General features: G+C 65.8%; 16 protein-coding genes. 11 read left to right on the forward strand and 5 right to left on the reverse strand.

From position 1 onward, the window contains the following. Nucleotides 1-6 precede the first annotated feature (6 nt). Nucleotides 7-972 (reverse strand): PGF-CTERM sorting domain-containing protein, encoded by a 966-nt coding sequence (locus tag HWX69_RS10255; protein ID WP_178917016.1) that lies wholly within the window; start codon nt 970-972, stop codon nt 7-9. 117 nt (nt 973-1,089) lie between these two features. On the opposite strand from HWX69_RS10255, the gene HWX69_RS10260 reads away from it, so the two are divergent. Further along, entirely contained in the window at nt 1,090-1,737 is a 648-nt protein-coding gene (locus tag HWX69_RS10260; protein ID WP_178917017.1) for a helix-turn-helix domain-containing protein, read from the forward strand. A gap of 13 nt (nt 1,738-1,750) precedes the next feature. On the opposite strand, the gene HWX69_RS10265 is transcribed toward HWX69_RS10260, so the two are convergent. Together HWX69_RS10265 and HWX69_RS10270 are read right to left on the reverse strand one after the other, a co-directional pair. Continuing rightward, nucleotides 1,751-2,320: a hypothetical protein gene (locus HWX69_RS10265; RefSeq protein ID WP_178917018.1), complete on the reverse strand. Its 570-nt coding sequence runs from the start codon at nt 2,318-2,320 to the stop codon at nt 1,751-1,753. Nucleotides 2,321-2,391: 71 nt separating this feature from the next. Beyond that, entirely contained in the window at nt 2,392-2,904 is a 513-nt protein-coding gene (locus tag HWX69_RS10270; protein ID WP_178917019.1) for a macro domain-containing protein, read from the reverse strand. 104 nt (nt 2,905-3,008) lie between these two features. On the opposite strand from HWX69_RS10270, the gene HWX69_RS10275 reads away from it, so the two are divergent. The 4 genes from HWX69_RS10275 to HWX69_RS10290 are packed head-to-tail and all read left to right on the forward strand — an operon-like array spanning nt 3,009 to nt 6,286. Further along, nucleotides 3,009-3,413 carry a hypothetical protein gene (locus tag HWX69_RS10275; protein ID WP_178917020.1) on the forward strand — a complete coding sequence of 135 codons (405 nt, stop codon included), beginning with the start codon at nt 3,009-3,011 and terminating at the stop codon, nt 3,411-3,413. A 47-nt stretch (nt 3,414-3,460) separates the two neighbouring features. After that, on the forward strand, nt 3,461-4,156 hold the full coding sequence (locus HWX69_RS10280) for a YqjF family protein (RefSeq protein WP_178917021.1): 696 nt from the start codon (nt 3,461-3,463) through the stop codon (nt 4,154-4,156). 52 nt (nt 4,157-4,208) lie between these two features. Beyond that, nucleotides 4,209-4,814, forward strand: a complete 606-nt coding sequence (locus HWX69_RS10285) for a PH domain-containing protein (RefSeq protein WP_178917022.1) — start codon at nt 4,209-4,211, stop codon at nt 4,812-4,814. Beyond that, nucleotides 4,814-6,286, forward strand: a complete 1,473-nt coding sequence (locus tag HWX69_RS10290) for a PH domain-containing protein (protein ID WP_178917023.1) — start codon at nt 4,814-4,816, stop codon at nt 6,284-6,286. The genes HWX69_RS10285 and HWX69_RS10290 overlap by 1 nt, the downstream gene beginning before the upstream one ends. Here HWX69_RS10290 and HWX69_RS10295 read toward each other — a convergent pair whose 3' ends face one another. Further along, entirely contained in the window at nt 6,287-6,619 is a 333-nt protein-coding gene (locus HWX69_RS10295) for a VOC family protein (protein ID WP_178917024.1), read from the reverse strand. Nucleotides 6,620-6,669: 50 nt separating this feature from the next. Here HWX69_RS10295 and HWX69_RS10300 point away from each other — a divergent pair, with 50 nt between their 5' ends. The 6 genes from HWX69_RS10300 to HWX69_RS10325 are packed head-to-tail and all read left to right on the forward strand — an operon-like array spanning nt 6,670 to nt 12,266. Then, nucleotides 6,670-7,464, forward strand: a complete 795-nt coding sequence (locus HWX69_RS10300) for a DUF7537 family lipoprotein (RefSeq protein ID WP_178917025.1) — start codon at nt 6,670-6,672, stop codon at nt 7,462-7,464. A 42-nt stretch (nt 7,465-7,506) separates the two neighbouring features. Next, nucleotides 7,507-8,364 (forward strand): hypothetical protein, encoded by an 858-nt coding sequence (locus HWX69_RS10305; RefSeq protein ID WP_178917026.1) that lies wholly within the window; start codon nt 7,507-7,509, stop codon nt 8,362-8,364. A gap of 44 nt (nt 8,365-8,408) precedes the next feature. Further along, nucleotides 8,409-8,639 (forward strand): CDGSH iron-sulfur domain-containing protein, encoded by a 231-nt coding sequence (locus HWX69_RS10310; RefSeq protein ID WP_178917027.1) that lies wholly within the window; start codon nt 8,409-8,411, stop codon nt 8,637-8,639. A 40-nt stretch (nt 8,640-8,679) separates the two neighbouring features. Beyond that, complete coding sequence (locus HWX69_RS10315) at nt 8,680-11,106, forward strand: penicillin acylase family protein (protein ID WP_178917028.1); 2,427 nt, start codon at nt 8,680-8,682, stop codon at nt 11,104-11,106. Beyond that, a complete protein-coding gene (locus tag HWX69_RS10320) occupies nt 11,103-11,459 on the forward strand; it encodes a hypothetical protein (protein ID WP_178917029.1) in 357 nt (118 codons plus the stop codon). Before HWX69_RS10315 ends, HWX69_RS10320 begins: the two co-directional genes overlap by 4 nt. 24 nt (nt 11,460-11,483) lie before the next feature. After that, the gene (locus HWX69_RS10325; RefSeq protein WP_178917030.1) at nt 11,484-12,266 is read left to right on the forward strand and encodes an HAD-IIA family hydrolase; all 783 of its coding nucleotides are present in this window, start codon (nt 11,484-11,486) and stop codon (nt 12,264-12,266) included. Nucleotides 12,267-12,269: 3 nt separating this feature from the next. On the opposite strand, the gene HWX69_RS10330 is transcribed toward HWX69_RS10325, so the two are convergent. After that, nucleotides 12,270-15,107, reverse strand: a complete 2,838-nt coding sequence (locus tag HWX69_RS10330) for a penicillin acylase family protein (protein ID WP_178917031.1) — start codon at nt 15,105-15,107, stop codon at nt 12,270-12,272. Nucleotides 15,108-15,235 lie beyond the last annotated feature (128 nt).

Here is a 15,235-nt window from a genome sequence, read left to right on the forward strand (position 1 = left end):
CGGCACTCAGCGCCGACGAGCGAGCAACGCCGCACCGACCAACGCCACGACGGCGACGCCGCCGCCGAAGCCCGCGCCGTCGCCGGCCGTCGGTGACTGGACGACTTCACGTTCCCACTGTGCCTCAGTCGGCGTGGGCGTCGGTTGCGGCCGCGCCGTCGGCTCCGGTGTCGCGGTCGGTTCGGGCGTCGACTGCGGCGTCGTCTCGGCTGGAGTGTCGTCGGGGGTCGGTGTCGATTCGGATTCGGTCGTCGAGGTGTCCTCGCTCGTCGTGTCGTCTTCAGGCGTGCTCTCTTCGGAGGACTCGGGCGTCGGTTCCGGCGTCGGCGTCTGCTCCGGTTCCGACGGCGGCGGTCCGAGTTGCTCTCTGGCCTCGGCTTCGTTCTCACAGTCACAAATCCAGAAGTAGTGGGATTCGGCCTCGATGGTCTTCCGCTCGCCGCTTGCGGTCACGCCCGTCGTACTCCCGGTGACCTGATACCAACCGGGCTCGTCGGGGTTCGTGTAACACGTGGCGACCGATACGATTTCGTCGCCGTCGTCAAGGTGTGTCGTCGAGCCGCCGAAATCGTCCTCGCCGTAGAAGTCGACTTCGAAGCGGTCCTCGCCGGCGGAGAAGCTCTTGACGTTGCTCTCGAGGCTCTCGTCGACCTTCTGGCCGTCGTAGGTGCTCCCGCGGTCGATACCGAACGTTTCCGAGTTGGAGGGTCCACAGCCCTCGAAACTCCCCTCCTCGTAGACGGCCAACAGCGTTTCGAGCGTCTCGAAGTCCGTTCCGGCTTCCCCGACGACGAACTGGCCGTACTTCACGTCGGTCGCGCCGGGCGAGCGGTCGCCCATCGGCTCAACGGTGAACTCCGCGCTTTCGGGTTCGTGGCTCGCGGCCGCGACGCCGGCACTGCTGGGTACGGCGCCGACAATAAGCGCAAGCGTCAGGACGGTCACGAATCCGACGGTTACTCCCCGGTTCATCGTCTCTATCGGGGTAGAGGAGTCCAATCCGGTTACGGCTACTGCCGGCAATGACCGGTTCCACGCGATTCGACCCGAGCGAGGAAGATATATAGCCCGCCTGCCAACGACGGGTTGATGCGGTACGTCAAAGTCTCTCTCATGCCCACGGACGGCGATATCGACCCCGTGGGAGAGGAAATCGAGGCCGACCCGTCGCTGACGCGGGAGTCCATCCTACACTTCAACCGCCTCAACGACGGCACGGCGGTGCTTTTGACCCAACTTCGGGGGAGCCGCGAACGACTCGAAGCGATATTCGAGGACTGCGAGGAAATCCTCTCGTACAACGTCTCGTCGGTTCGAGACGGCCTGCAGGCGTACGTACACACGGAGCCAACGGAGGCCGGCGCCGCCCTCTTCGACCTCACCGAGGAACACGAGTTCGTCGTCGACACCCCCATCGAGTACGGCGGCGACGGCTTCCGTGTCGCCATCATCGGCAAGGAGGAGACCGTCCGCCGTGCAATCGACGACGTTCCCGACAGCATCCGGCTGGAACTCGAACAACTCTCGGATTACGACCCCGAACTCCGGGAACTCTCCTCGCTGCTCACCGACCGCCAACAGGAGATACTCAACACGGCCTCCGACCTCGGGTACTACGAGGTACCCCGCCGAGCGACCCACCAGGACATCGCCGACGAACTCGACGTGTCGACGACGACCGTCGGGGAACACCTCCGGAAAATCGAGGCGCGGATGCTCTCCGAAATCGCCCACTGAGAACGCTACCGAACTACTGGATGGACTCGTCGTCTCCGGTCTCGGTCGACCGGTCCGGCGCCGGAACGGCCGCCACTTTCTCGCCGTCGCTCACCCGACTCGTGATGTATGCACTCACCAAGCCGACCAGTCCGACCGGGAGACTCACCTGAACGGTCAGCGTGAGGAGGCCCGCCGGGTCGAGCGGGCCGCCTCCACCGCCTCCGCTCCCGCCGCCTCCACCCAAAGCGCCGTACTCGGCGAGGACGGAGAACGTGAAGAACAGCGACAGCGCGACGAATAGGTAGTATCCGAGGAACGAACTGATGCCGACGACGACCGCCGCGGCACCTTCCCTGTCGGGGAGCACCTGTCCGATGACGACGCCGGCGACGACCGAGGCTATCGGGCCGGTCGCATACACGATGACGATGACGACGAGGAACATGAGGCCGACCTGGGTCACGTCGAGGGGGTTGGTTCCGGGGTCGACGAACTGCTCGATGAAGAAACTGAGCGTGAAGTTCCCGGCCAGGCCCAACCCGACGCCGAGGACTCCGAATGTGCCCACCACGGCCAGCGCGTACGTGAACAGCCGCCTCATGTTTTCTACCCAACGCTCCGGACGGGTGTGCGTGTTGCCGCGATACAACGGTTCGTTAAATACGCCGGCGGTCACTCCGAGGCTCGGACCGCCCCGGCGACGGTTCGAACGGTTTCGAACTCCTCGTCGCTGTAGGCGATGAACCGCACGTCCGACAGCGACTCGGGGTCGTAGGCATCGATGGTTTCGGCGATGATACGGGCACCTTCTTCGAGGTCGAATCCGGCGACGCCACAGCCGAGGGCGGGAATCACGAGCGACTCACAGCCGCGTCGGTCTGCGGCGGCGAGCGCGTTGTGGGTCGCATCTCGAATGCTCTCGGCGGTCGCTTGACCGTCGCCGTAGTGCGGCATCGCGGCCGCGTGAATCACGTAGTCGGCGTCGAGGTCGAAGGCGTCGGTGACGGCCGCCGCTCCGAGGTCGACCGGTCCTTCCGCGACGGCGGCCTCGTTGAGGCCACGACCGGCCGATCGTCTGAGCGCGCCTGCGACGCCCGACCCCATCTGGAGGCTTGTCCCGGCGGCGTTGACGAGTGCGTCCGCCGACTGTGCAGCGATATCGCCCTGTACGACGCGGAATTCCATACGTGACTGTTCGGTCGGCCGAGACAAAAACGCTCGCCGAATCGGGCGTTTCCAGTCTCGATTCAGCCAACGCTTTTTTATCGTGACAACAGTTCACAACACGTATGGCATCGACCGACGCCTCCGGACCGGACGGCGAGGTGACGGACGCCGTCGAGCTGATTCGTAACCGGGCCGAGGAAACAGTGTTCAGCGTCGTTCGGTTCGACCCCGACCGGTTCGAACCGCTGTACGTCGCCCCCGAGACGCGGGCGATGTACCCCGACGAGGAGGCGATGGAGCAACACTTCTCGGAACTCCACGACTACGTCAACGTCGACTTCGCCGAAATTGCGCTGTTCTCGGAGGAACTCCTCCCCGATGCGGGGTCGGTGAACTACGTGACGACCGCGATGGACGGCGTGAAGATACTCCGCGTTTACGCCGGCCACAGCGGCGTCTTTCTCGCGCTTCACCCCGACGAACCGGTGGTTCCACTCGTCGACATCGTCGACGCCCACCTCCTGTAACCTCCGGGACCGACACGCCGAAACCGACGGCGGCCGTACGTTCAGGTATGCGGGTACTGCTCTCGATGACGTGGCGGGACCTGCTGTTCGCTCACTGGCTGATAGACGCCGAACCCGTCGCTCGACGCCTCCCCGACGGCGTCTCAGTCGACACCTACGACGGTGATGCCTACCTCGGCGTCGTCCCGTTCGTGATGGCAGACATCCGTCCCCGAGGCGTTCCCGTCGGCCTCCAGTTCGGCGAACTCAACCTCCGGACGTACGTCAGCGTCAACGGCCGGCCGGGCGTGTACTTCTTCAATCTCGATGCCGACGACCGCGTCGGCGTCGGCCTCGCACGAGCGCTGTTCCAGTTACCGTACTACCGCGCCGAGATGGATATCCAGACGCGCGGGGAGGGCACCGACCGCGAGGTCACCTTCAGGAGCCACCGCCGGGATACCGGCGCCGCGCCGGCGGCGTTCGATGCGACCTACGGCCCGGAGGGTGCCTTCGAGACGCCCGCTCCCGGCTCGCTCGACGCGTTCCTCACCGAACGCTATCGGTTCTACACGACCGACGATGGCGGCCGACTGTACTACGGCGACATCGACCACGAACCGTGGTCGCTGGCACCGGCCACCGCCGACATCCGGACGAACACGCTGTTTTCGGCCAACGGCTTCGAGCGCCCCGATGGCGACCCACGACTGCGGTTTGCCGCCCCGATAGACGTGACTGCCGGCCGCATCCACCGCGAGTGAGACGGCGACCGGACACGGCCTACTATATACGACCCGCTCACAACGAAACCCAATGGACGATTCGGACCCAGCAGGCGACGGCCCCCTCGGCGACGAGTTAGCGCCGGCTGTTCGGCGGGTAGCGGACGACACCGACGCCGACACCGAGGGGTCACCCGAGGAACCCGTTCCCGACATCGAATCCCTCATCGGACCCCAGCAGACGCTCGAACCGGAGATTCAGGCAGTCTGGATACTGCAGAGCGGCATCTCGGCGGCGGTTCTCGGTGTCATCTCTGCTGTCGCGTTCGCGTTTTTCTCTCCCGGCGACCCGTGGCTCGGCGGCGTCGTCTTCACCGTCGTGTTCCTTCTGGGCGCGACGCTGGCGGTACTCCGGTATCGGTCGTGGGCCTACGAGGTCCGGGAGGACTCGCTGTATCTCGAACGCGGCGTCGTGACCCGGGTGAAGACCGTCGTCCCCTACGTCCGCATCCAACACGTCGACGCCAGCCGCGGCCCCATAGAGCGGACGTTCGGGCTGGCGACGACCGTCGTCTACACCGCCGGCTCTCGCGGCGCCGACGTGTCGATACCCGGACTGACTCCGGAGCGGGCCGATGACCTCCAGGACCGGCTGAAACAGTTGGCCATCGCCGCCGAAGGCGAGGACGCAGTGTAATGAATCTCGACCCGCTGTCGATTCCGTACCGCGCCGGCGAGTCGGTCCTCAGGTTGGCGTGGGTGCTCATCTTCCTCGTCTTCGGCAACCAGACGTTCGGCGGGTTCACGGGGGTCGGACTGGTCGTCGTCGCGTGGTTCCTCGTCACGCTCGCGTACCAATTCGTCTACTACCAGCGTTTCGAGTACGAACTCACCGAGGACACCCTCGACATCGCTTCGGGCGTCGTCTCCCGGCGGAACCGAGAAATCCCGATTCGTCGGGTCCAGAACGTCGACATCTCGCGCAACGTCGTCCACCGACTGCTCGGCATCGCCCAAATCGACCTCGAAACCGCCGGTGGTTCCTCGACGGAAGCCTCCCTGAAGTACGTCAGTTTCGAGGAGGCAAAGCGACTCCAGTCGGAAATCGGCCGGCTCAAACGAGGCGAGGCCTCGACCGACGAGACGACCGCCGCCGCGCCGACCGAACGTGAACTGTTCGCCATCACGTCGAAGGAACTCGCGTTGCTCGGCGTCATCGGCATCGACCTCCGGCTCCTGTCGTTCGTGACGGTGCTGTTGCCGGTCGTCGCGCCGTCGCTCACCGGGCAGTTCGGCGACCCACTGGTGGGGCTCGCCGTGACGGCACCGCTTGCGGCCGTCGCAATCGTCGCCGTGACCGCTGCGATAAGCGGCGCGTTGGCCGTGACGAACTACTACGGGTTCCGGCTGTCGCGGGTGTCCGAGGAACTCCACTACGAGCGAGGACTCCTCCAGCGGTTCAGCGGCACCATCCCACTGGAGAAGGTCCAGACGCTCTCGATTTCGGAGAACGTCATCGCCCGACACCTCGGGTACGCCTCCCTGGCCGTCGAGACGGCTGGCTACTCCCCGAACGATGCTGGTTCACAGTCGGCGGTGCCGCTCGCCGACCGCCGGCGGGTGTTCGACCTCGCCCAGTCCGTCGAGTCCTTCGAGGACGTGGCATTCGAGCGTCCGCCGAAACGCGCCCGCCAGCGGTACGTCGTCCGCTACGGCATCGTCGCTGCCGTCGTCGTCGCCGCCGCCTTCGCCGTCGACCGGTTCACGGGATTCACGTTCGCGTGGTACGCGACGGCCGTGTTGGTCGTCGCAGCGCCGGTGGCCGCACACCTGAAGTGGCGCAACCTCGGCTACGACCTCCAGTCGGAGTACGTCGTCCTCCGGGAGGGCTTTTGGACGCGAACGATTTCGGTCGTTCCCTACTACCGGGTCCAGACCGTCGTCGATTCCCAGACGATTTTCCAGCGCCGCCGTCGACTGGCGACGCTCGTCGTCGACACCGCCGGGTCCAGCGGTCTGACGAGCGGGGCCACCCGAGCACTCGACATCGACGAGGCGAGGGCGAGCGAACTCCGCGAAATCGTCGCCGACCGCCTCCAAGAGGAGCTAGTCGAGCGACGCGAACAGCGGCGACGAGAGCGACTGGACTCCATCGAAGCGGCGGCGTGACTACTCGAAGACCTGTATCTCGACGGTTCGGCCCTCCGGGTCCGTGAGGAAACACTGGTAAATCCCGTAGCGTTCGTTGTAGGTCGGTGGGGACTCCCCGACGGACTCCAGTTCGGCGTAGAGTTGGTCGACCGCCGCTCTGGAATCGACGACGAAGGTGAGGATGCCGTCGGTTTCAGCGGTCTCGCGCTCACAGAACCCGAACCGGAACCCACCGACTTCGAGGATGGTGCAGTCGGGCTGTTCGCGCCACACGTCGGCGCCGAGACGTTCGGTGTAGAAGTCGACGACCTCGTCGAGTCGCTGCGTTCGAAAGAAGACGATACCGTCCATATTCGCGCTATGGCCACTACCCTTATACGTGGTACGCAACCACGTCGGATATGGTATCCCGTTCGACACTAACCGTCTCGGTCGTGGTCGTCGTGTTACTCGCCGGGTGTTCCGGACTCGTCGGTGACAGCGGCGGCGACGGAACGCCCGAACCCGAGGGCACGCCGGCCCCCGAAGACCCCTCGGAGTTCGAGTATGCCGACGGGTTCGGCTCCGACGGCATCACTGACGGCCAACAGGCCGTCGAGAGCTACGACGCGGCCGTCCAATCGCAGGGCAGTTACACCGGCGACTACCAGTACACCATCGACACCCAAGACGGGGAAACCCTCGTCGAGGGAGACTACCGCGTCGACTTCGAGAACGAACAGGCGCTGCGAACCGTTGCGGTCGAAACCGACAGCGCCAACGGGACGAGTGAGACCTACTACGGCGACGGCGAGCAGTACAACCGGAGTTCCTACAACGGTCAGTACGGCGACGTGGCCTCCTCGAACGAGACGTTCCCGGCCTCGGAATTGACGGCGTCGGAGGCCGTCGAGCCGTTCCTGCTCAACGCCTCCCAGTACGACGCGAGCGTCGAACAGCGAGACGGCGAAACCGTCGTCGTCTACGAGTCCAGCGACATCGAGGGCGCGGGGAGCTTCCTCGGCGTCGACAGTGCTGAGAACGTCTCGACGTTCGACGCCAGTTTCGTCGTCGACAGCGAGGGTCTCATCCACACCGCGGAGTACGAAATCACCTACACCGTCGACGGCACTGAGCGGACCGTCGACATGTCCTTCGAGTTGTCGTCGCTCGGAGAGACGACTGTCGAGCGACCCTCCTGGGTCGACAGTAGTTGAACCGAACACAGCGTTTTTACATTCTCGGTGACAGGAATCGGCATGAACCGCCGACTCGGAGTTCTCGCCGCCCTCGTGTTGTTCGTGTCGCTCGCCGGCTGTTCCGCGCTTCCAGTGTGGGACGAAGGCGGCACCGACACGACGCCCGAGGCGGACGGTGCGACGCCGACGCCCACAGCAACGCCGACGCCGACAAGCGAATCAAGCGACAGCGTCCCGTCGGCGGACCCCGAGGCCGAACCCGGTGAGGGACCGACCGACGCGGCGTATCCCGACGGCTACGGCCCCGGCGGCGTCACAGACGCAGGAACGGCCGCTACGACGCATCTCGACGCACTCACCGGCTACGACGGCTACATCTTCAGCTACGACAGCCTCATCCAGGAGGGGGAGGCGAACACGACGTTCACCTACCAGCAAATCGTCGACCGCAATGACGAACGCGCTTACGTCATTCAGGACACTGGGGAGGCATCACAAGTGTCCTACTTCGAGGACGACCGCGTCTACATCCGGGTCGAATCCGGTAACGAGGTCCGGTACAACGACTCCGACCGGGCGTACAACATGTCCGAGTTCAGTGGCATCCAGTTCGTCGGACCACTGTTGGCCAACGTCGAGTACGGCGACGCGACGGTCCACGAAACCGACCGGGGGACGTTCTACAGTTACGCCAGCGAGAACGTCACCGACCCGGGCGCCATCCTCCGAAGCGATGCCGACGAGAGCGACATCGACAGCTTCGAGACGAGCATCGTCGTTGACGAGCGGGGAACCATCCGGCGAGCGGCGTTCGTCGTCGAGTCCGACCGGACGGTCTCCGTCCAGATGGGCTTCGGCGAAATCAACGACACGAGCGTCGACCGCCCCGACTGGTTCGAGCAGGCCAACGATTCCTGAACCCGCCGCGTCACCCTTTTTCCCGCTCGCGTCGGAGTCGCGGTATGGCACGCGAAGTCCGCCACGAGGCGACTACTCCGGCAGTGTTCGACGAGTCCGACCTCGCTGAGGACGGCAAACTGTTCCTCTGTCAGTGTGGACTCTCCTCGGAACGACCGCTGTGTGACGGCTCCCATCGGGCGACCGAAGACGAGGATGAGGATGTCGTCTACCGGTACGACGCCGACGGAGAGGGTCGTCGCATCGTCGAAGCACTCGAACTCTCAGAGGAGTAACGCGACGTAGATTTTTGACCCTCGGCCGTGTCCGGTGGGTATGCGCCCGACTCGACAGCGGCTTCTCGCAGTCCTCCTCGCGGCGGTCCTCGTCGGCAGTCTCGTCGTCGCAAGCGGCCCAATCGGCCTCGTTGCGCCGTTCAGCGGCGACGCGTGGGCGCTGACCGACGAAGCGAACCCCGATTCGACCGGCAGCCAACTCTCCCGGGCGGCGAACGGGCCGACGACCGTCGACAGCCCGTATGGGGAGGCGACGGTCCGGTACGACGAGCGCGGCGTCCCACACGTCGAGGCCGAAAACGACCGAGCGCTGGCCTACGCCGTCGGCTACGTGCAGGCTCGGGACCGCCTGTTCCAACTCGACCTGCAGCGCCGACTGATGCGGGGGCAACTCGCCGAGGCGTTCGGCCCCGGACAGGTCGAATCCGACCGTTTCCACCGCCAGATGGACTTCGCGGCCGCCGCCAACGCCTCGTGGGAAGCCATTGAAGACGAGGAGACCCGCGCCGGCGTCGAGGCCTACGCCGACGGTGTCAACCGCTACATGGACGACCGACCGCTGCCCGTGGAGTTCCAGGTCGCGGGCTACGAACCCGACCGGTGGACGCCACAGGACACGCTTCTCGTCGGCAAACTCGTCTCGTGGGGGTTGACTGGCTCCTTCGCCGACATCGAGGAGACGACGGTTCGAGAGCGCGTCGACGGTTCGGGCGAGCTGTACCCCGACCGACTCGACCACGACACGCCCATCGTCCGCAACGGGACGGCCGGCACCGCCGACTCCCAAGCCTCCGTCGCCCGCCCTGCCCCTGAAAAAGCCGACTTCGGTGCGATACACGACGCCGTCGCGTCGTACGAACCCGAACGGGGAATCGGCTCGAACAGCTGGGTCGTCTCCGGCAATATGACCGAAGACGGCACGCCGGTCGTCGCCAACGATCCCCACCTCCAGCTCACGGTGCCGCCGACGTGGTACGAGATGCACCTCCAATCGCCCGAGACGAGCGTTCGCGGCGTCTCCTTCCCCGGCCTTCCCGTGGTCGTCATCGGCGCGACCGACGAGGTGGCGTGGGGCTTCACCAACGTCGGCGCTGACGTACTCGACACCTACGCCTACGAGTGGGTCGACGAGGAGACCTACCGTTACGAGGGCGAGACGCGAACCGTCGAGTCGCGAACGGAGACCATCGCAGTCTCCGGCGGCGAAAACCGAACCGTCGAGGTACAGAAGACCGTCCACGGGCCGCTGCTCGAACGCGAGGGCCAACGCGTCGCGGTGGCGTGGCTCGGCCTCACGGGGACGCGGGAAGCCGAGGCCGTCTACGACCTCAACCACGCCGACAGCGTCGACGACGTTCGTGAGACCCTCCGACGATTCGACCTGCCGACACAGAACATCGTCGCCGCCGACCGTGACGGCGAGACGCTGTTCCGCATCACCGGCCAGTACCCGATTCGAACCGTCGACAACGAGACGGTCGCCGGCGACCGGGTCTTCGACGGGTCGGCCGGCGACGGCGAGTGGGCCGGCTTCGAGCCCTACGGCGTCAGCGACTTCGACGGCCCCGGGTTCGTCGACTTCGAGCGGTACCCCGAGATACGCAACGCGCCGTACGTTGCGACGGCCAATCAGCGGACGACCGACGACCCACCGTTCTACATCGCCCGAAGCACGCGCTATGCCGACGGCTACCGCGGTGAGCGCATCTACGAGCGACTCGACGAACGGGCCGCCTCGGGCGAACCCATGAACCGGTCGTTCCACACCGACCTGCAGAGCGACACCTACTCGAAGGCGGCCGAAGCGTTCCTGCCGCACCTGACCGGCGCTCGCGAGGAGATGACGCCGGAGCAGCGCGCCGTGGTCGACGACCTCGAAGCGTGGGACCGCCGGATGGAGGCCGACTCGGAGGCGGCGCTGGTGTTCCGGTTGTGGCTCGACGCCTACCGCAATGCGACGTGGGGGCCGCAGTTCCGCGCCAACGGCCTCGACGAGTCGTACTTCCCGGCCGACCGGACGCTGGAGACGCTGCCGGCCGACAGCAGGTGGTTCGACGACCCACGGACCCGCGAAACTGAGACCCGCGCCGACATTGCCGCGCGGGCGCTGAACCGGACGCTCGAGAGAATCGACAGCGCGGGCTACGACACCTACGGCGACTACAACCAACTGGATTTGAACCACCCGTTCCCGCTTTCCTTCCTCGACTACGAGGAACGCGCGATGGACGGGTCGCCCGATACCGTGTTCAACTTCCGCTCGGACCGCTCGACGCAGGTCGGCGCCTCCTTCCGGATGGTCGTCGACGGCGACGGCGGCGTCGGGTCGCTGCCCGGTGGGCAGTCCGGTAATCCCTACTCGCCACACTACGACGACCGACTCGGCACATGGGCGGCCGGCGACACCGACCCGCTCCCCTTCGAACAGCGTGGTCCGGTCGTCATCCGATTCGAGGGGGAATCATGAGCGCCGCCGAACGCCTGCGCGGCGTCCGCGAGGGGCCCCGCACCGAGGCGGCCATCCTCGCCGTCTTCGTCGTCGGCGTCATCGCGAGCGCTGTCCACTGGGCTGGATTAGTCGTCGCCGGTGCGCTGTTGGGGCTCGTTGCCGTCTCGACCGGCCGGGCGTTCGTCCTCGGGGTGTACTTCGGGGCGTTCGTCCTCGGGACCTACGGCGTCGTGTTGGCCTGGCACGGGACGCTCGGCTCCGTCGCGACGGCGTTCCCGTTGTCGCTCGGTATACTCGCCGTCTCGGTCGTCCTCCCGACGGCCGCGGCGACGATAGTTCGGTTCGGAACTCGCCTCGACACCGAGGGTTAACACCGACCGACGCCTACCCCGGGTATGGCATACGAGGGCGCGGTACTGGACCTCGACGGGACGGTGTACCGCGGCGACGAACTGATTCCCGGCGCGGCGGCGGCCATCGACCGCCTCCGCGCGGACGGAACGCGGACGCTGTTCTTCTCGAACAACCCGACGAAGTCACGGGCAGCCTACGCCGACCGCCTGTGCGACCTCGGCATCAGTGTCGACCCCGAGTGGATACTGTCCGCCGGCACCGTCACGACGCGGTTTCTCGCCACGAAACACGACGACGATTCGGTGTTTCTCGTCGGCTCGGAGGGACTCCGCGAACAGTTCGAGGCCGCCGGTATCGACCTCGCTCCCGACGCCACCCAAACCGACGTGTTGGTCGCCTCCTACGACCGGGAGTTCGGCTACGGTGACATGCTCGCGGGCTACCGCGCGCTAGACGCCGGCGCGACGTTCTACGGGACAGACCCCGATTTGCTCGTCCCACACCACGACGGGATGATTCCGGGGTCGGGCGCGGTCATCAACGCCATCGGTGGTATCATCGAACGCGACCCCGAACGAATCCTCGGCAAACCGTCCGCGGAGGCTCGACGCGCTGCGCTCGATGTCCTCGACGCCTCCCCGGAGCGGTGTCTCGTCGTCGGCGACCGACTGAACACCGACATCGCTCTGGGGGAACGAGCGGGAATGACGACGGTACTGGTTCGGTCCGGCGTCTCGACGGACGACGACATCGAAAAAAGCGACCTTCGGCCGGATTACGTCATCGACTCGCTGGCCGAGTTGGATACCGTACTGGACGGCTGAGGCTCACTCCAACAGGTCGCCGAGTCCGCTGGAAAGGTCACCGGTCGGCGCTTCGGGCGTCTCGGGCACCTCGGTGTCGCCCGCTGAGGCTTCGGCGGGCGCCTCGGTTGCGCGGTCGAGGATGCCGTTGATGCTCCGTTGTAGTTGCACGGGGACGTTCCGGACGGCACGAATGCCGCCGCCGGGGACCGACAGGAGGTGGACCGCGAGGTCAGTCACCGGGCGTCCCACATCGACGGTGTCGTAGCTGCCGGTCCGGACGGTCTTCTGTTCGACCGCTCGGGACTCGACCTGCTCGCGGGTGATTGGGTGGGGCTTGTAGTCGAAATTCACGTAGAGGTCGAGTTGGTTGGTCAGTCGGTCGGGTTCGTCGCCGGCCAACGTCAACGGCAGTTCGTCGATGCTCTGGTGGCCGGAGTTACTCGGCGGCAGCACCGACTTCGAGTCGTCGAGTCCCTTGCCGATGACGATGGATTGCTGGAAACTCGAGCGGTTCGACATCGGGATACGACTGGGATTGGCGGCGCCGAGCGGCGAGAACTCGCTTTGGCGGTTCTCCAACAGCCAGTCGGCGGGGTCGTCGCTGCCGTAGCGATCCGACAGCGTGTCGGCGGCCCGCTGCATCGCCTTCCGGATGACTGCGCTTCGCTGTTGAACTCGGGAGGATTTGTTCTCGCCGTCGATGTCGTCGAACCACCGGTGGTCGGTATCGCCGTCGATGGCGGCGACGAGCGTTACGTCCTCGTTGACCGTCGCGCCGTGGTCTGCGGCGTGGGGGTCGCCGCCGCCCTGGCCGTCGACAGCGGTCGGGTCGTAGTTCAGCGTTGGCGTCCGTTCGCCCAACTCGTCTTCGAACACCAACTCTTGGAGCTCTTTGCGGACCTCTTCCCAGATTGCCATGCCGCCGTTGTCGTAGGTACCGTTCGAGCCGGGGCGGAACGAGTAGTCCTCGCTTTTCCACGTCTCCAGTTCTTCGGCCATCGCCTTCAACTGGGAGTCGACGAAGCCCGGCCGAGTGGCATCTATCATCGCGGGCACCGACCGCGGGGCGAAGGGGTGTTCGACCCCGCAGTCCTCGACGATGTCCGCGACGTCCTGTCTGGTGAGATTGCCGTCGGTGCGCTCGATGGCCTCGCCGATGAGTCGCTCCATCACGTCGACGCGGTGGACGGTGCCCCACTGCTGTTCGGAGTCGCCGGAGCGCCACCCCGGTGCCGGGGCGTTGTTCCAGTTGACGACGTAGCCGCGGTCGGGGTTGCGGACGCTGGCGCCGATGTTCGTCCCCACGTCGACGCCGCCCCAGTCGTGTTCGGAGACGGGTTTCGGCATCCGGGGGTCGCCGTCGCCGCGGCGGTCGGGAAGCTTGCCCGTGCGGAAGAACGCGATTTCCTCGTCGGAGACGACGTGGAAGTTGAAGCCGAACGGGAACTCCGAGAGGTACGACTCGAACTCGTCGATGCTGTTGGCGCGGCCGACTTCGGCCCACTGGAAGGCGCCGTCGAGTTCGTCCATGCGTGTCGTCACGCGCTGACAGTAGGCGATGTTCTCCTCGGGATTCCACGCGACGACCGGCATCGAGGTCCCTTCCTGCTCGACGCGGGCGACTTCCTGTTGGACCACGTCGTAGCTCTCGGGGTCAGTCTGTCCCTGCGTGGCGCCGCCGACCGGACTGGTGTAGTGGGTCACCTGCTCGGTGGCCATCTCGTGCCACTCGCCGTCCCACTTGTAGCGGTGTTTGTCGTCGGGGGCGAGTTCGACGGCGATGGTGTCGACCATGTCGTCGCCGGAGGTGGTGACCGTCCAGGCGATTTCGGGGGTCCGGCCGATGACCAGCGCCGGCGCGCCGACGACGCCCATCCCGACTACGTCGAAGCCGTCGCCGTGGAGGCCAACCTCGTAGGGTATCGGCGGCTTGAACAGCCCCATCTGGGGACCGGCACCGAGAATCGGTTTGTCGACGGCGCTGAGTTCGCTACCGACGATAATGGCGTTGGAGCCGAACTTGAACCCCTCCATCATCCCGCGAGACTGTCGGAGCCCCTCGGTGACGCCGTCGGGGATCTCGAGAGCGCTGCTCACACCCCACGGTTCGACATCTTTGGCGGCCCGAATCGCCTCGAGTTGCTCCTCGGAGAGGTCGTCGTATGCGAGGGCCTCCTCGTCTGTTTTCTCGATTTCGTCCTCGCCGACGGAGCCGTAGTGCTCGTCGGGGACGACGACGTGGTTGTAGTCGCCGTAGGCCTCCCACGCCTCACGTTCGCTGTCGAAGTTCTCGAACATCTCCGCGAGTGTTTTCGCGTTCGACAGTTCGCTGCCGCCGCCGACGCCGAAGAAGCCGATGGCGTAGTTGATGAACGCGATGGAGTCCTCGGGCTTCCACGGTTCAGGGGTCCGCCCCAGCGCCGCGAACTCCCCGGGGAGGTTCCCCTTCGCTGCCAGTTCGCTAATTTGCCGGTTGACGCCGTCGGCGTACCCGCGGAGGGCCTCTCGGGTCGTTTCGCTCGCCTGTTCCCACTGTTGGTTTATCTCCTCGCGACTGTAGAGATCGCGGCGAACCTCGATGTCGGAAGGTAGCTGTGCGGGGCCGAGCCACTCGGCGCTCTCGCCGCGGCCGAGCAGTCGGACGGCGTCCATCTGGAACAGGCGGTCCCGCGCTTGGACGTAGCCGTTGCCGAAACTCAACGAGTACACGTCGTCGGCATAGACGTGGCTGACGCCATAGGAGTCGGTCAGTATCTCGACGTCTTCTATCGGAGTCTCTACCTGTGCGGTGGCCGTTCCGGCTCCCAGTAGCCCGGCGGCAGTCGCCCCCGTCGCCCCGAGAAACGTGCGTCGCTTCATGAACGTACCTCGCGTTTCGTGTTTCCAATGTTAGGTTCGTCGCCGTCGATAGTGGGTTACTTATATCGATTCCATTCCGGGGAGCCCCGACAACGCCGGCTCGATTCGAGTGGTAACGTCTGACAAGG

It is taken from the genome of Natronomonas gomsonensis (assembly GCF_013391635.1).
GTDB classification, from domain to species: Archaea; Halobacteriota; Halobacteria; order Halobacteriales; family Haloarculaceae; genus Natronomonas; species Natronomonas gomsonensis_A.

Excerpts from the sequence above, each read along its gene's own strand:
- HWX69_RS10305 (WP_178917026.1), top strand. The coding sequence starts at position 7,507 with ATGAACCGCCGACTCGGAGTTCTCGCCGCCCTCGTGTTGTTCGTGTCG.
- HWX69_RS10315 (WP_178917028.1), top strand. The coding sequence starts at position 8,680 with ATGCGCCCGACTCGACAGCGGCTTCTCGCAGTCCTCCTCGCGGCGGTC.
- HWX69_RS10260 (WP_178917017.1), top strand. The coding sequence starts at position 1,090 with ATGCGGTACGTCAAAGTCTCTCTCATGCCCACGGACGGCGATATCGAC.
- HWX69_RS10280 (WP_178917021.1), top strand. The coding sequence starts at position 3,461 with ATGCGGGTACTGCTCTCGATGACGTGGCGGGACCTGCTGTTCGCTCAC.
- HWX69_RS10330 (WP_178917031.1), bottom strand. The coding sequence starts at position 15,107 with ATGAAGCGACGCACGTTTCTCGGGGCGACGGGGGCGACTGCCGCCGGG.
- HWX69_RS10320 (WP_178917029.1), top strand. The coding sequence starts at position 11,103 with ATGAGCGCCGCCGAACGCCTGCGCGGCGTCCGCGAGGGGCCCCGCACC.
- HWX69_RS10270 (WP_178917019.1), bottom strand. The coding sequence starts at position 2,904 with ATGGAATTCCGCGTCGTACAGGGCGATATCGCTGCACAGTCGGCGGAC.
- HWX69_RS10265 (WP_178917018.1), bottom strand. The coding sequence starts at position 2,320 with ATGAGGCGGCTGTTCACGTACGCGCTGGCCGTGGTGGGCACATTCGGA.
- HWX69_RS10300 (WP_178917025.1), top strand. The coding sequence starts at position 6,670 with ATGGTATCCCGTTCGACACTAACCGTCTCGGTCGTGGTCGTCGTGTTA.
- HWX69_RS10255 (WP_178917016.1), bottom strand. The coding sequence starts at position 972 with ATGAACCGGGGAGTAACCGTCGGATTCGTGACCGTCCTGACGCTTGCG.
- HWX69_RS10285 (WP_178917022.1), top strand. The coding sequence starts at position 4,209 with ATGGACGATTCGGACCCAGCAGGCGACGGCCCCCTCGGCGACGAGTTA.
- HWX69_RS10295 (WP_178917024.1), bottom strand. The coding sequence starts at position 6,619 with ATGGACGGTATCGTCTTCTTTCGAACGCAGCGACTCGACGAGGTCGTC.
- HWX69_RS10290 (WP_178917023.1), top strand. The coding sequence starts at position 4,814 with ATGAATCTCGACCCGCTGTCGATTCCGTACCGCGCCGGCGAGTCGGTC.
- HWX69_RS10310 (WP_178917027.1), top strand. The coding sequence starts at position 8,409 with ATGGCACGCGAAGTCCGCCACGAGGCGACTACTCCGGCAGTGTTCGAC.
- HWX69_RS10275 (WP_178917020.1), top strand. The coding sequence starts at position 3,009 with ATGGCATCGACCGACGCCTCCGGACCGGACGGCGAGGTGACGGACGCC.
- HWX69_RS10325 (WP_178917030.1), top strand. The coding sequence starts at position 11,484 with ATGGCATACGAGGGCGCGGTACTGGACCTCGACGGGACGGTGTACCGC.